Annotated in this window: 13 protein-coding genes; 9 read left to right on the top strand and 4 right to left on the bottom strand. The window is 66.2% G+C overall.

Translation table 11 applies throughout. The features are described from left to right. The first annotated feature begins 19 nt into the window (after positions 1–19). The 4 genes from ACSBM8_RS13025 to leuB all read left to right on the top strand — a co-directional run bounded on the left by ACSBM8_RS13025 (position 20) and on the right by leuB (position 4,966). Complete coding sequence (locus tag ACSBM8_RS13025) at positions 20–3,421, top strand: chromosome segregation SMC family protein (RefSeq protein ID WP_442678438.1); 3,402 nt, start codon at positions 20–22, stop codon at positions 3,419–3,421. 2 nt (positions 3,422–3,423) lie between these two features. Beyond that, positions 3,424–3,657, top strand: coding sequence for a hypothetical protein (locus tag ACSBM8_RS13020; RefSeq protein WP_442678437.1), 234 nt, complete (start codon positions 3,424–3,426; stop codon positions 3,655–3,657). 4 nt (positions 3,658–3,661) lie between these two features. After that, positions 3,662–3,817, top strand: a complete 156-nt coding sequence (locus ACSBM8_RS13015) for a hypothetical protein (RefSeq protein WP_442678436.1) — start codon at positions 3,662–3,664, stop codon at positions 3,815–3,817. A 96-nt stretch (positions 3,818–3,913) separates the two neighbouring features. After that, positions 3,914–4,966, top strand: a complete 1,053-nt coding sequence (gene leuB, locus ACSBM8_RS13010) for a 3-isopropylmalate dehydrogenase (protein ID WP_442678435.1) — start codon at positions 3,914–3,916, stop codon at positions 4,964–4,966. A 157-nt stretch (positions 4,967–5,123) separates the two neighbouring features. Here leuB and ACSBM8_RS13005 read toward each other — a convergent pair whose 3' ends face one another. Further along, the gene (locus tag ACSBM8_RS13005) at positions 5,124–5,672 is read right to left on the bottom strand and encodes a glutathione peroxidase (protein ID WP_442678434.1); all 549 of its coding nucleotides are present in this window, start codon (positions 5,670–5,672) and stop codon (positions 5,124–5,126) included. Positions 5,673–5,746: 74 nt separating this feature from the next. Between ACSBM8_RS13005 and metZ the strand changes: the two genes are divergently transcribed. The 3 genes from metZ to ACSBM8_RS12990 are packed head-to-tail and all read left to right on the top strand — an operon-like array spanning position 5,747 to position 8,150. Continuing rightward, the gene (gene metZ, locus ACSBM8_RS13000; protein ID WP_442678433.1) at positions 5,747–6,952 is read left to right on the top strand and encodes an O-succinylhomoserine sulfhydrylase; all 1,206 of its coding nucleotides are present in this window, start codon (positions 5,747–5,749) and stop codon (positions 6,950–6,952) included. After that, positions 6,949–7,362 (top strand): Co2+/Mg2+ efflux protein ApaG, encoded by a 414-nt coding sequence (apaG, locus tag ACSBM8_RS12995; protein ID WP_442678432.1) that lies wholly within the window; start codon positions 6,949–6,951, stop codon positions 7,360–7,362. The genes metZ and apaG overlap by 4 nt, the downstream gene beginning before the upstream one ends. Then, positions 7,359–8,150: a LysR family transcriptional regulator gene (locus tag ACSBM8_RS12990; protein ID WP_442678431.1), complete on the top strand. Its 792-nt coding sequence runs from the start codon at positions 7,359–7,361 to the stop codon at positions 8,148–8,150. Before apaG ends, ACSBM8_RS12990 begins: the two co-directional genes overlap by 4 nt. Positions 8,151–8,237: 87 nt before the next feature. Here the strand turns inward: ACSBM8_RS12990 and parE are convergent, their stop codons facing one another. Then, on the bottom strand, positions 8,238–10,220 hold the full coding sequence (gene parE, locus ACSBM8_RS12985; RefSeq protein WP_442678430.1) for a DNA topoisomerase IV subunit B: 1,983 nt from the start codon (positions 10,218–10,220) through the stop codon (positions 8,238–8,240). Positions 10,221–10,292: 72 nt separating this feature from the next. Further along, on the bottom strand, positions 10,293–10,694 hold the full coding sequence (locus ACSBM8_RS12980) for a DUF4174 domain-containing protein (protein ID WP_442681593.1): 402 nt from the start codon (positions 10,692–10,694) through the stop codon (positions 10,293–10,295). A gap of 140 nt (positions 10,695–10,834) precedes the next feature. Between ACSBM8_RS12980 and ACSBM8_RS12975 the strand changes: the two genes are divergently transcribed. Beyond that, a complete protein-coding gene (locus tag ACSBM8_RS12975; RefSeq protein WP_442678429.1) occupies positions 10,835–11,251 on the top strand; it encodes a hypothetical protein in 417 nt (138 codons plus the stop codon). Positions 11,252–11,287: 36 nt separating this feature from the next. Here ACSBM8_RS12975 and ACSBM8_RS12970 read toward each other — a convergent pair whose 3' ends face one another. Further along, positions 11,288–11,971 carry a GcrA family cell cycle regulator gene (locus ACSBM8_RS12970; RefSeq protein WP_442678428.1) on the bottom strand — a complete coding sequence of 228 codons (684 nt, stop codon included), beginning with the start codon at positions 11,969–11,971 and terminating at the stop codon, positions 11,288–11,290. Positions 11,972–12,091: 120 nt separating this feature from the next. On the opposite strand from ACSBM8_RS12970, the gene ACSBM8_RS12965 reads away from it, so the two are divergent. Next, a complete protein-coding gene (locus ACSBM8_RS12965) occupies positions 12,092–12,859 on the top strand; it encodes an ABC transporter permease (protein WP_442681592.1) in 768 nt (255 codons plus the stop codon). Positions 12,860–12,895: the final 36 nt, after the last annotated feature.

Below are 12,895 nucleotides of genomic sequence, written 5' to 3'. Positions count from 1 at the left end.
TCCGGAAAGCCGGGGGGCGATGCGGATCAGAAAACTTCGGCTGACGGGCTTCAAAAGCTTCGTCGAGCCGGCCGAACTGTTGATCGAGCCGGGGCTGACGGGTGTCGTCGGCCCCAATGGCTGCGGCAAGTCCAACCTGCTGGAAGCCATTCGCTGGGTGATGGGCGAAGGCAGCGCCAAGTCCTTGCGCGGCGGCGGCATGGAAGATGTGATCTTCGCCGGCACCGCCAGCCGGGCCTCGCGCGATTTCGCCGAAGTCTCGCTGCTCACCGATGCCAATGGCGAAGAGCATGAAGTGGTCCGCCGGATCGAGCGCGGCGCCGGCTCCGCCTATCGCATCAACGGCCGCGACGTGCGCCAGCGCGACGTCGCTTTGTTGTTCGCGGATGCGGCGACCGGCGCCCATTCGCCCGCGCTCGTCAGCCAGGGCCGGATCGCGGCGGTTATCGCCGCCAAGCCGATCGAACGACGCCAGATGCTGGAAGAGGCGGCCGGTATTTCCGGGCTGCACGTGCGGCGCCGCGAAGCCGAACTGAAGCTGCGCGCGACCGAGGCCAATCTCCAGCGCCTGGACGAGGTGCTGGGGGAGATGGAGACGCGTATGGGCGCGCTCCGTCGTCAGGCGAAGGCTGCAGAGCGCTATCGTACGCTCTCGGCCGACATCCGCCTCGCCGAAGCACGCACCCTGTTTGCGCGCTGGCGCGAAGCCGCCACTGCGGCAGAAGCCGCGCAGACCGAGGCGCGCGCCGCCGAACAGGCGGTGGCGGCTGCGGCAGAGGCGCAACGCGCCGCCGCGGCCCATGCCGGTAAGGCGACCGTGGCTTTGGCAGAGGCCCGCAGCGCGGCCGAAGCAGCGCGAGAGGCCGCGGCGGCGGTGCGTCACCGCCTCGAAAGCGTGCGCGCCGAAAAGGTCGCGATCGAGCGCCGTCTCACCGAATTGACCCGGCAAGCGGACACGCTGGTGCAGGATCGTGCCCGGGAGGATACGCTCGCCGTCGATGCGGCGGCCGCGCTTGAGCGGTTGAGCGCGGAAGAGCAGGGGCTCACCCGGTCGCTTGCGGCCGGGGAGGCGCAACGCGCGACGCTGGATACCGGCGTGGTGGAAGCGGAGCGTGCCGCCCGCGACGCGGATGTCGCCTCCGCCCAGGCGATGGCCCGCGCCGCGGCCGAACAGGCCGATGTCCGCATTGCCGACACCGCGCTCGCCGCCGCCCGCCAGCGCCGTGCGCGTGCCGATGGCGAGGTCGCGAGGCTCGATCGCGAATTGGCCGGCCTAGGACAGGCGGCACCGCTGGCAGAGGCGCTCGACGCCGCCCGCACGGCCTTCGCCGAAGCCGAAGGGCGCCTGGCAGGCCTGAGCGACGATTTGTCCGCTGCGGAGGCAAGGCGCGACGATGCCGCCGGCGCGCGCGACGCCGCCGAAAGCGATAGCGCCGCCGCGCGCGCGTTGCTGGCCGGCCTTGAAAGCGAGGAGCGCGCGCTTGCGACCGCGCTTGCCCAAGTAAAGGGCGATCGCGCCCTGACCAAGCTTCGCGTTGCGCCCGGCTACGAACGCGCGCTGGCGGCCGCGCTCGGCGAGGACCTCGATGCGCCGCTCGGTACCGGCGGCGCACGCGGTTGGGCCGGCGGCGCCCCATCGGCGAGTGATCCGCCTCTGGCGGCCGGGCTGACTCCGCTGGCCCCCTGCGTCTCGGGCGGAGAGGAACTCGCGCGCCGGCTGGCACAGGTTGGCGTCGTCGATCAGGATGACGGGCAGGCGCTTGCCGTCGGCCAGCGGCTTGTCACGCGCGATGGCCAGATGCGGCGCTGGGATGGCTATTATGCGCGCGATGTTGGTGCCGCCGCCGCCGAACGGCTGATCCGCGCCAACCGCCATGCAGAATTGCTCGCCCAACTCACCCCCGCAAAGGAGTCGGTGGAGGCCGCCAAGGCCAAGCTGGATCAGGCGGGTCGTGCCCAGCAGGAAGCGCGTGCTGCGATCGACACGACCCGCGCCGCCATCACCGCCGCCGAAAACGCTTTGCGCAATGCGCGCCGGGCGGAAGATGCCGCCGCCTCCGCCATCGAACGCCGCAATGCCGCCGCCGCGGCACTTGAGCAGCGGCGGGGCAGCGCTGACCAGGAGCAGCAGGAGGCGGTCGCCGCCGAACAGGCCGCCGCCGCCGCACGTGCCGCCCTGCCGGATGGCAGTGAAACCCGGCGAGAGGTAGAGCAGCTAGCGGCCGTCGCAGATGCCGCCCGGGCGCGGCTCGCCGAAGCGCGCGGCAAAGCGCTTGCGCTCGCCCAGTCGATCGAGAATGACGGCCGACGGCTTCAGGCGGCCCGCGCCGAAGCTAAGGGCTGGAAGTCGCGAGCTGGCGATGCCGCGCGTCGGATTGCCGAGATGGCCAAGCGGGAAGAATCGGTGGCGGCCGAGCGCGCCAGCCTCGCCGATCGCCCGGCCGAACTGGATGAGACGCTCGCCACGCTGGCCCGCGAGGCGGAGACCGCCGAGGCGCACGCCAAAGCCGCGCGCTCCGCCGAAAGCGAAGGCGAAGCGGAACTGCGTCGGATCGAACAGGTCGTCGCGGCGGTCGGCGAGACCCTCGCCGCCGCGCGGGAAACACGCGCGGGCGCCCAGGCCCGGGCCGAACATCAGGAAGGCCGCCGCATCGAATTGTCGAAGCTTGCGGGCGAGCGCTTCTCCTGCCCCGCCGCGACCTTGCCGGAGCGGATTGGCTTCGACAGCGCCAGCCTCGCCGCCGCGGCCGACGAAAGCGCCCGTCATGATCGTCTGGTGGCGGACCGGGAACGACTGGGCCCCGTCAATCTGGTTGCCGAGAGCGAACTGGCGGAGATCGAGGGCGCGCGCGAAACCAATGCCGCCGAGCGGGATGAACTGTACCAGGCCGTGAATCGCCTGCGTGGCTCGATCGGCAGCCTCAATCGCGAAGGCCGCCAGCGCCTGCTCGCGGCGTTCGAAGCCGTCGACGGGCATTTCCGCCGCCTGTTCGCCACCTTGTTTGTGGGTGGCGAGGCGCATCTGGCGCTGATCGACAGTGACGATCCGCTGGAGGCGGGCCTCGAGATCATGGCCCAGCCTCCTGGCAAGAAACTCGGCAGTCTGACCCTGCTCTCGGGCGGGGAGCAGGCGCTGACCGCGGTCGCTCTGATCTTCGGCTTGTTCCTGACCAACCCGGCGCCGATCTGCGTGCTGGACGAGGTCGATGCGCCGCTGGACGATGCCAATATCGAGCGTTTCTGCGACCTGCTGGTGGAGATGACACGCGAGACCGAAACGCGCTATCTTGTCGTCACGCATAATGCGGTGACGATGAGCCGCATGCACCGCCTGTTCGGCGTGACGATGATCGAGCGCGGCGTCAGCCGGCTGGTCTCGGTCGACTTGGGCGGGGCGGAGACGTTGCTGGCGGCGGAGTAGAGATGGCCAAGAGATATCGTGTGATCCACCAGCGTAAGAACATGCTGGAAGCGATCGTTTCCGGCCGGGGCTATCGCGACTGGTATGTTGCGCAGGCTAGCCGCTGGATCGGCTGGCGCACGATCAAGATCTGTCCGACCGCCGAGGAGGCGGAGGAAGCCTGCCGGGATCATGCGGGCGGAACGCTGTTGCAGGACGGCGCCAAGATCGTCTCCGAATTTGTCAGACCGGACTGAAGGAATGGTCGGCGGCGTCCTGGCGATCAGCGACTTCATGCTCATGCTGGCCGTATCGGCGCTGTGGGTGGGCGGGACGATGGTCGGGGCGGGGCTGCTGGGTATCGGCGCGATCAGCGGCCTGGCCCTCGCTGCGCGACGCTGCCGCCGCTTGCGGTAGGCAGGGCTTTTCCATCGGGCGGGCGTCGTACCCCGCCTAGCCGCGGCCGAGCGCGCCCGCTAAGAGCGCCTCGGATTTAGCGAGGGACCTTCGAACATGCTGATCGCGCTGCTGCCCGGGGATGGTATCGGTCCGGAGGTGATTGCCGAGGCACGCCGCGTGCTCGTGGCCGTCTGCGGTGACAAGATCAGCTTCGAGGAGGCCCCCGTCGGCGGCGCCGGCTATAAAGCCGCGGGCCATCCGCTGCCGCCCGAAACGCTGGATCTGGCCAAGCGGGCACGCGCGATCCTGTTCGGGGCGGTCGGCGATCCTGCCTGCGACGGGCTCGAGCGCCGCCTGCGGCCCGAACAGGCCATTCTGGGCCTGCGCAAGGAATTGGGGCTGTGGGCGAATCTGCGCCCGGCGCGCATGTTCCCCGAACTGGCCGATGCGTCGACGCTGCGTCCGGAGGTCGCGAACGGCATCGATATGGTGATCGTGCGGGAACTGACCGGCGACGTCTATTTCGGCACGCCCCGCGGCCGGCGGACGACCGAGACCGGCCGGCGCGAGGGCTTCGACACCATGCGCTATGATGAGGATGAGGTGCGGCGCATCGCTATCACCGGTTTCGAAACGGCCAAGCGGCGGCGCGGGCAATTATGCTCGGTCGACAAGGCTAACGTTCTCGAAACATCGCAATTGTGGCGCGACGTCGTGATCGAGGTATCGGCGGATTATCCCGAAGTGCAGCTGGAGCATATGTATGTCGACAATGCCGCCATGCAGTTGGTACGCGCGCCGGCGCATTTCGACGTGATCATCACCGGCAATCTGTTTGGCGATATCCTGTCCGATCAGGCGAGCATGTGCGTCGGCTCGATCGGGCTATTGCCGTCCGCATCGCTGCGCGCCTCGCGCAGCGCGCTGGGCCTGTACGAGCCGATCCACGGCTCGGCGCCCGATATTGCCGGTCAGGGCAAGGCCAACCCGCTGGGTACGATCCTGTCCGCCGCAATGATGCTGCGGCACTCGCTCGATCTGGATACGGAAGCGGCACGGATCGAGGCGGCGGTCGCGAAAGCCCTGGCCGCCGGCGCCCGTACCGCCGATCTCGGCGGTTCCACGAGCACGCGCGACATGGGCGAAGCGGTCCTCGCCGCCCTTTAGCGATTGCGCATTCGCTGCCTCCTCCCCGGAACGGGGAGGGGGACCGCTCGCAGAGCGGTGGAGGGGATTGGCGAGACAGTCGTGCCGTCTCCCATCCATCACAGGCGTCATCCCGCGGCCCCGCCACCTAAGCTCAGCTAGAACGCCACGTTGCGGCTTACTCGCTCGCAAACAATTCCCGCTCGACCGCGGTCACGATCGCATCGCTCTCGGGAAGCGTATCGGGCGCGAACCGGGCAACCACTGTGCCATCACGGCCGATCAGGAATTTTTCGAAATTCCACAGGATTTCGGGCTCGGGGTTCGGCGTCATGCCGTGGCCCTGCAGACGGCTGCGCATGCCCTCCGCCCCAGCTGCCGTCGGAATCGCAGCGGTCAGTTCGCGATAGAGCGGATGCTTCTCCGGCCCTGCCACGGTGATCTTGGAGAACATCGGAAAGGCGACCCCGAAATTGGTCGTGCAGAAGCTCGCAATCTCCTCATCGGTGCCCGGCTCCTGGCCGGCAAAGTCGTTCGCCGGGAAGCCAAGGACGACGAACCCGTCTTCCTTATATTTCTCATAAAGGCGTTCCAGGCCCTCATATTGGGGCGTCAACCCGCATTTTGAGGCGACGTTCACCACCAGCAACACCTGCCCGGCATAATCGGCAAGGCTGCTGTGCTCGCCCTTGATTGTGTCCAGCGGAATATCGCGAATATCGGTCATAGCAGGTCTCCGAACGGGTGCGCGGTCTCGGCCCACCTTGCGCGGCCGTCAACCGGCGGGCAAAGGCATGCGCCATGAAGCGCAAGACCGGCCAGGATCGTTCCATCACGAATAATTGGCGTCCCGCCACCCAGGCGGTGCGCGGCGGCACCGCGCGCTCCGAATATGGCGAGACGAGCGAGGCATTGTTCCTCACGTCGGGCTATAGCTATGACAAGGCTGCCGATGCCGCCGCCCGCTTCGCCGGCGAGCAGCAGGGCATGACCTATTCGCGCCTGCAAAACCCGACGGTGGAAATGCTGGAGGGCCGCATCGCCCTGATGGAGGGTGCCGAGGCCTGCCGTGCTATGGCAACCGGCATGGCCGCAATGACGGCCGCCTTGTTGTGCCAATTGGAGCAGGGCGATCATATCGTCGCCGGTCGTGCCGCCTTCGGTTCCTGCCGCTGGTTGACCGATACGCTGCTGCCCAAATTCGGGATTTCCTCCACGATCGTGGACGGGCGCGATACCGACGCGTGGCAGGATGCGATCCGGCCGAACACGAAGCTGTTTTTCTTCGAGACGCCCGCCAATCCGACGCTCGACATCGTCGATCTGGAGGCGGTGTGCGGCATTGCCCGCAAGGCCGGCATCACCTCCGTCGTGGACAATGCCTTTGCCACACCGATGCTGCAGCGGCCGCTGGAATACGGCGCCGATGTGATCGCTTATTCGGCCACGAAGATGATGGACGGCCAGGGGCGGGTGCTCGCCGGCGCGGTCTGCGGGCGCGAGGAGTTTATCGAAAAGACGTTGCTGGCCTTCACGCGTAACACCGGACCGACGCTGTCGCCATTCAACGCCTGGGTAGTGCTCAAGGGGCTGGAGACGCTCGATCTGCGCATCCGGCGCCAGAGCGAGAATGCGCTGAAGGTCGCGACCTTCCTCGATCAGCGGGTGGCCACGCTCTATCCCGGCCTCGCCAGCCATCCCCAGCATGATCTGGCGACGCGCCAGATGGAGGCTGCGGGCACGATCATCGCGCTGAATGTCGAAGGCGGACGCTCGCAGGCGCATGGCCTGCTGGATGCGCTGGAACTGGTCGATATCTCCAACAATATCGGCGACTCGCGCTCGCTCATGACGCATCCCGCCTCGACCACCCATTCCGGCCTCAGTGAAGAGGTGCGGACCGCGATGGGGGTGGGCGAGGGTATGCTGCGGCTGAATGTCGGTCTGGAGGATCCGCAGGACGTGATCGAGGACCTGGATCGCGCGTTGACGGCGGTGGGGCTATGATGCCCTCGACGCTCGCGGTGCTGTTTCCCTACAGCGCGCAGACGCGTGACGTGATCGTGCGCGTATCCGTCAGCTTCCTGCCCGAACAATCCGATCCGGAAAGCCGCAACTGGTTCTGGGCCTATCATATCCGGCTCGAGAATGTTGGCGAGCAGGACGTCCAGTTGCTCACCCGGCGCTGGGTGATCATGGACGGACGGGGCGCGCGTCATCTCGTCGAGGGGGAGGGCGTCGTCGGCGAGCAGCCGGTGATCGCGCCGGGCCAATCCTATGATTATGTTTCCGGCTGCCCGCTCGACACTCCGACCGGGTCGATGGAAGGCAGCTATCAGATGGTCGATGCGGACGGCACCCTGTTCGATGTCGCCATCCCCCGTTTCTCGCTGGTCGGCCCGGAGGTGACGGAATGAAGCGGACGCATCTTCCGTTGAACGGTCTGCGCGTGCTGGACGCAGCGGCCCGCTATCTGTCCTTCACACGCGCCGCCGATGAACTGGCGGTCACCCCAGCCGCAGTGGGCCAGCAGATCCGCACGCTGGAGGATGTGCTGGGCGTCGTCCTGTTCCGACGGACCGCGAAAGGCCTGGAGCTCACCCCGGAGGGCGAAGCCGGGTTGAACGCGCTTCGCCGTGGCTTCCTCGAATTTGAGGAAGCCGTGCGCGCGATGCAGTCGCAGCAATCGTCCAAGCGGCTGACGATAGCGGCGCCGCGCGATTTCACCGCCAAATGGCTGGCGGCGCGGCTGGCCGATTATGGGCGAACGGACGCGGAGCTCGGCTTCGCCATGGTCGCTGCGGACGACAGCTTGGATTTCACGCAGGCCAACCTCGATATCGCCATCTGTTTCGCCGAGGATAAGGGCGAACATGAAGGCGTGCCGCTCGGCGGCAAGGACTATGTCACGGTGGGCTTGGGCGACGCGACCGATCGCGCGATCGGGTGGCCCGGCTGCCCGCAACAGGATAGCGAGCCGGCGATCACCGTTGCCGATGCCGGGCTGGCAATTGATGCCGCCGCTGCGGGCCTTGGCCAGGCGACCGTGCCGGCCCTGCTGGCGGAGGCGGACATCGCCTCGGGGCGCGTCAAGGTCTTGGCGCACAAGGAAGGTGCCAAGGGCTATTGGTTGATCGCGCCGGTCCCGCAATGGCGCCAGAAGAAGGTCAAGGCGCTGGTTGCGGCGCTCAGCGAGCGCGGCTGACCTCTCGCTCGGCACAGTTCGGAAAACTCTTCAGAGCCGCCCGATTTTTCCCATGGCTGTCGCCGAAAGTCGGCGCATTCACGCTCGCTATGCGTCGATCGCGTCTTCTTCGATCGCCGCGGCATTGGCCTGGATGAAGGCGAAGCGATGTTCCGGATTCTTGCCCATCAGCCGATCGACCAGGTCGCGCGTGCCGGCGCGCTCCTCATATTCTTGGGGCAGGGTGATGCGGATGAGCGTGCGCGACTTCTTGTCCATCGTCGTTTCGCGCAATTGCTGGGGGTTCATCTCGCCCAGCCCCTTGAAGCGCGACACCTCGACCTTCTTGCCCTTGAACTGATTGGCCTCGATCGCGGCGCGCTCGGCCTCGTCCATCGCGTAGAGGCTTTTGCCGCCCGCGGTCAGCCGGAAGAGCGGCGGCTGTGCTAGGAACACCCGTCCGTCGCGCACGATCGGCCCCATCTCCTGGAAGAAGAAGGTCATCAGCAGCGTCGCGATATGCGCGCCGTCGACATCGGCGTCGGTCATGATGACGATCCGCTCATAGCGCAGCGCGGCGGGATCGCATTTGTCCCGCACCCCGCAGCCTAGCGCGAGGGTAAGATCCGCAATCTCCTGATTGCCGCGGATCTTGTCGGCGGTGGCGCTGGCGACGTTCAGGATCTTGCCGCGGATCGGCAGGATCGCCTGGGTCTTGCGGTCGCGCGCCTGCTTGGCCGAGCCGCCGGCGCTGTCGCCTTCGACGATGAACAATTCTGTGCCCTCGGGATCGTCATTGGCGCAATCGGTCAGCTTGCCGGGCAGGCGCAGTTTGCGCGCGCTGGTGGCGGTCTTGCGTTTCACGTCGCGCTCGGCCCGCCGCTTCAGCCGCTCGTCCATCCGGTCGAGGCAGAAGCCGAGCAGCGCGCGGCCGCGCTCCATATTGTCAGAAAGAAAGTGATCGAGATGGTCGCGGACCGCATTCTCCACCAGCTTGGCGGCCTCGGGCGAGGTGAGCCGATCCTTGGTCTGCGACTGGAATTGCGGATCGCGGATGAACACGGACAGCATCAGCTCGACGTCGGTGACGACATCTTCGGGCGCGAGATCCTTGGCTTTCTTGTTGCCGACCAATTCGGCAAAGCCGCGCATTCCCTTGATCAGCGCCGCGCGCAGACCTTGTTCATGCGTGCCGCCGTCGGGCGTGGGGATGGTGTTGCAATAATAAGAATAGGAGCCTTCCGAATAGATCGGCCACGCCACCGCCCATTCGACGGAACCCTGGCCATTCGGAAAGTCCTGCCGGCCGATAAAGGGTTCGGCGGTCGCGCATTCGCGCGTGCCCAGCTGTTCGCGCAGATGGTCGGCCAGCCCGCCCGGGAACTGGAAGCTGGCCTCGGCGGGCGTGTCGTCGCCGATCAGTTCCGGATCGCACCGCCAGCGTATTTCGACTCCGGCGTAGAGATAGGCTTTCGACCGGGCGAGCCGATAGAGCCGCGTCGGCTTGAACCGCATGCCCTCGCCGAAAATCTCCGTATCCGGCGTGAAGGCAACGCTGGTGCCGCGGCGGTTGGGAGTCGGGCCGATCGTCTCCAGTTTCGATGTCGGCAGGCCGCGCGAGAAGGTTTGCCGATACAATGTGCGATCTCGCGCAACCTCGATCACGGTATCGCTGGATAGCGCGTTGACGACGCTGATCCCGACGCCATGCAGGCCGCCGGAAGTCGCATAAGCCTTGTCGCTGAACTTGCCGCCCGAATGCAGCATCGTGAGAATCACTTCCAGCGCCGACTTGCCCGGATATTTGGGATGCTCGTCCACCGGCATGCCGCGGCCATTGTCGGTGATTGTCAGCCGGTTTCCAGCCGCCAGCGTGACATCGATCCGCGTGGCGTGCCCGGCCACCGCCTCGTCCATCGCATTGTCCAGGACTTCGGCGGCAAGATGGTGGAGCGCGCGCTCGTCGACTCCGCCAATATACATGCCCGGGCGGCGGCGGACGGGTTCAAGCCCCTCCAGCACCTCGATCGCGGAAGCGTCGTAATTTTGCGAGGTGGATTGTCCGGTGGAAGCGAAGAGGTCATCGGCCATAAGTCCGTGGACCCTAGAGCGTCTCGGGGCGCCTGTCAGCTATCCCGTCCGTGTGATGGACGGATCCACGCCTTAATGTGCAGCGTCGATCGCATGAATGATCGCGGCGCCGGCAATAGGCCTGCTCCCGGACAGGATCAGCTTGCCGTTCTTGCTCATCAGCGCGACCCGAAATCCGCCGTCCGGCACCTGGAAACGACGGCGCAGCGCGGACGCTGTATCATGCGCACCGATGACGCGATTGGCGTCGACCTGGACGAACAACAGGTCGCGGCTCGCCGCCTGGATTGCCAGGCGCGCCATGATCGCATGCTGCTGCCGCATGCGTTGATCCGCAAGCGACGGCGCGAACACGATGAGGGCGCTGTTATGGCTTTGCATGCCCGCGACCGACCGCAGATCGTCGGCTGTCGCATATGCGGTGGCAGGTGCGAGCAACAATACAGCGAAGCATGCGCGGCGAAGAAACATCATCACAGCCGAACGCGCTCGCTTAGGCAATGATCCCGCAGACAAAACCATAGCCTTGGGATATCCTTTACCTAACGGGTCATATCGCCTGCGCTGCACGTTGATGATACGAGCAGGCCAGCATTTGGTGGAGCCACTATCGAATGATGCTTCTGGCCTTCCTCGCGGCGATCGCACCAGTCGAACATTGCGTCGAGCTCCCCGATGAAGGTCCAACCGTCTGCCCGTTACGGCTGCCGCGCATCACAGCTATAGTCATTGAGAAGAATGGCCAGCAGGCATGGCTGGAGCCCAATTTTCCGCCACCTTGCAACAAGTTCGTTCTGACCGAGCGGCAAGTGCGTCGTTATTTCCAGCGCGCCTGGAAGACCGATCAGGGATCGGTGCATTACACGTTACCGGAATCGCCCTGTTACGCGTCCGGGCGGATCACCTTCTCCACAGGCAAGACGGCCGAGTGGAGCATCGACGGATATGCGGTCGGAAGAGTGTTCTTCGGCAAGGATGACACGATGTTCCTCTACTGCGACCAGTGTCGGTTCTCCCCGTTCCAGATGTAACGGGGAGAGTTGATCCGACGCGTGCCCTAGCCGCCTTTAGCGGACGCGCGGGCCGCCATAAGGCAGCGGCGGCGGCGGACGGCGGTCGCGGCGCGGCAGCTGCGCCTGATAGGCGACCGAGCAGTGGGACAGGCAATAGGGAAAGCCCGGGTTCACCGGGTTGCCGCAGAAGTGGAAGTCGGGCTCGCCCGGGTGGCCGAGCGGCCACTTGCAGATGCGATCGTTCAGATCCAGCAGGCTCGTCTTGTCGGCCATCTCAGCCGACGGCTTGGCCGGGACCAGCCGGCGCGGCGGCGCGGGCGGGATCGGCGACTGCTGTTCATGCGGATTCTGGCGCTGGAAGCCGCCCGGGCCGATCGACCGCACGATCGGCGTGTCCACGCGAGGCTCGGGCAGCGTCACCGAAATCGGCTTCGGCTCGGAGGACGGAGCGGCCTGTTCCACCACCGGCGCGGGCGTGAAGGCAGGCGCCGCCGGGGCAGCCGGAGCCGGTGGGGCGGGGGGCTCAGCCACGGGGGGCGCCGCTTTCGCGACAGGCTCGGCCGGTGCGGGTTCGCTGGCCTTGACCGGCGACGGGCGCGACTGCAGCCCCAGCCTATGTGCCTTGCCGATCACGGCGTTACGGCTGACGCCGCCCAGAATTTCGGCGATCTGGCTGGCCGTATTGCCGGACTGCCACATCTGCCGCAGCTGCTCGATCCGCTCCTCGGTCCACGACATTTTCAACTGCTTCCCATAGCTTCGAGGCTTGCCGCTGCCGCACCCGGTGGCTACCGGACGCTGGTGAACGACACCTCGATCGAAACTAAACGTCCCGCCCCCGGCGAACCGGTGATCCCGATGATCAATTGGGCAGGACTGCGCGCCCTCTATATCAAGGAGGTGCGGCGTTTCTTCAAGGTGCAACTGCAAACGATCTGGGGGCCGGCCTTTTCCGCGCTCCTGCTGCTCGTCGTGTTTTCGATCGCCTTCGGGCATGATGGCAAGCAGGTGATGGGCGTTCCCTTCGCCACCTTCGCCGCGCCGGGCCTCATCGCCATGTCGATGATGCAGAACGCCTTCGCCAATTCCAGCTTCTCGCTTTTGGTCGGCAAGATGCAGGGGACGATCGTTGACTATCTGATGCCGCCGCTGTCGTCCGGCGAGCTGCTGTCGGCGCTTGTCGCCGCCGCGATGACCCGCGCCGTGCTGATCATGATCGCGCTGCTCGTGCTCGTGAATATCTGGCCGGGGCATATTCTGCCGCGCGTACCGTGGGCCGCGCTCTATTTCGGGCTGATGGGCGCGTGCATGCTGTCCTTCCTTGGCGTCATGACGTCGGTCTGGGCGGAGAAATTCGATCATAACGCGACGGTGACGAATTTCATCGTCCAGCCGCTCTCGCTGCTGTCGGGCACCTTCTATTCGATCGACGGCCTGCATGGCGCTTTCCGCGCCTTCAGCCACGTCAATCCGTTCTTCTATGTGATTTCCGGCTTTCGCTACGGCTTCCTCGGCACCAGCGACAGCCCGATCCTGACGGGCGTGATCGTTCTGCTGCTCGTCAACATCGCGCTCGGTGCCGCCTGCTACGCCTTGATCCGCAGCGGCTGGAAGCTGAAGAACTAGGTTTTATCCGCCGTAGGGCAGAGGCCCCGGCCGCAT

It is taken from the genome of Sphingomonas sp. ASY06-1R (genome assembly GCF_052180265.1).
GTDB lineage: Bacteria > Pseudomonadota > Alphaproteobacteria > Sphingomonadales > Sphingomonadaceae > Sphingomonas_I.
Note: the sequence above shows the minus strand (reverse complement) of the source record. Positions and strands in the feature narration are given on the sequence as shown.

What these genes read in the sequence shown, in the direction of transcription:
- ACSBM8_RS13025 (WP_442678438.1), top strand. Translation starts at nt 20, where the DNA reads ATGCGGATCAGAAAACTTCGGCTGACGGGCTTCAAAAGCTTCGTCGAG.
- ACSBM8_RS13020 (WP_442678437.1), top strand. Translation starts at nt 3,424, where the DNA reads ATGGCCAAGAGATATCGTGTGATCCACCAGCGTAAGAACATGCTGGAA.
- ACSBM8_RS13015 (WP_442678436.1), top strand. Translation starts at nt 3,662, where the DNA reads ATGGTCGGCGGCGTCCTGGCGATCAGCGACTTCATGCTCATGCTGGCC.
- leuB (WP_442678435.1), top strand. Translation starts at nt 3,914, where the DNA reads ATGCTGATCGCGCTGCTGCCCGGGGATGGTATCGGTCCGGAGGTGATT.
- ACSBM8_RS13005 (WP_442678434.1), bottom strand. Translation starts at nt 5,672, where the DNA reads ATGACCGATATTCGCGATATTCCGCTGGACACAATCAAGGGCGAGCAC.
- metZ (WP_442678433.1), top strand. Translation starts at nt 5,747, where the DNA reads ATGAAGCGCAAGACCGGCCAGGATCGTTCCATCACGAATAATTGGCGT.
- apaG (WP_442678432.1), top strand. Translation starts at nt 6,949, where the DNA reads ATGATGCCCTCGACGCTCGCGGTGCTGTTTCCCTACAGCGCGCAGACG.
- ACSBM8_RS12990 (WP_442678431.1), top strand. Translation starts at nt 7,359, where the DNA reads ATGAAGCGGACGCATCTTCCGTTGAACGGTCTGCGCGTGCTGGACGCA.
- parE (WP_442678430.1), bottom strand. Translation starts at nt 10,220, where the DNA reads ATGGCCGATGACCTCTTCGCTTCCACCGGACAATCCACCTCGCAAAAT.
- ACSBM8_RS12980 (WP_442681593.1), bottom strand. Translation starts at nt 10,694, where the DNA reads ATGATGTTTCTTCGCCGCGCATGCTTCGCTGTATTGTTGCTCGCACCT.
- ACSBM8_RS12975 (WP_442678429.1), top strand. Translation starts at nt 10,835, where the DNA reads ATGATGCTTCTGGCCTTCCTCGCGGCGATCGCACCAGTCGAACATTGC.
- ACSBM8_RS12970 (WP_442678428.1), bottom strand. Translation starts at nt 11,971, where the DNA reads ATGTCGTGGACCGAGGAGCGGATCGAGCAGCTGCGGCAGATGTGGCAG.
- ACSBM8_RS12965 (WP_442681592.1), top strand. Translation starts at nt 12,092, where the DNA reads ATGATCAATTGGGCAGGACTGCGCGCCCTCTATATCAAGGAGGTGCGG.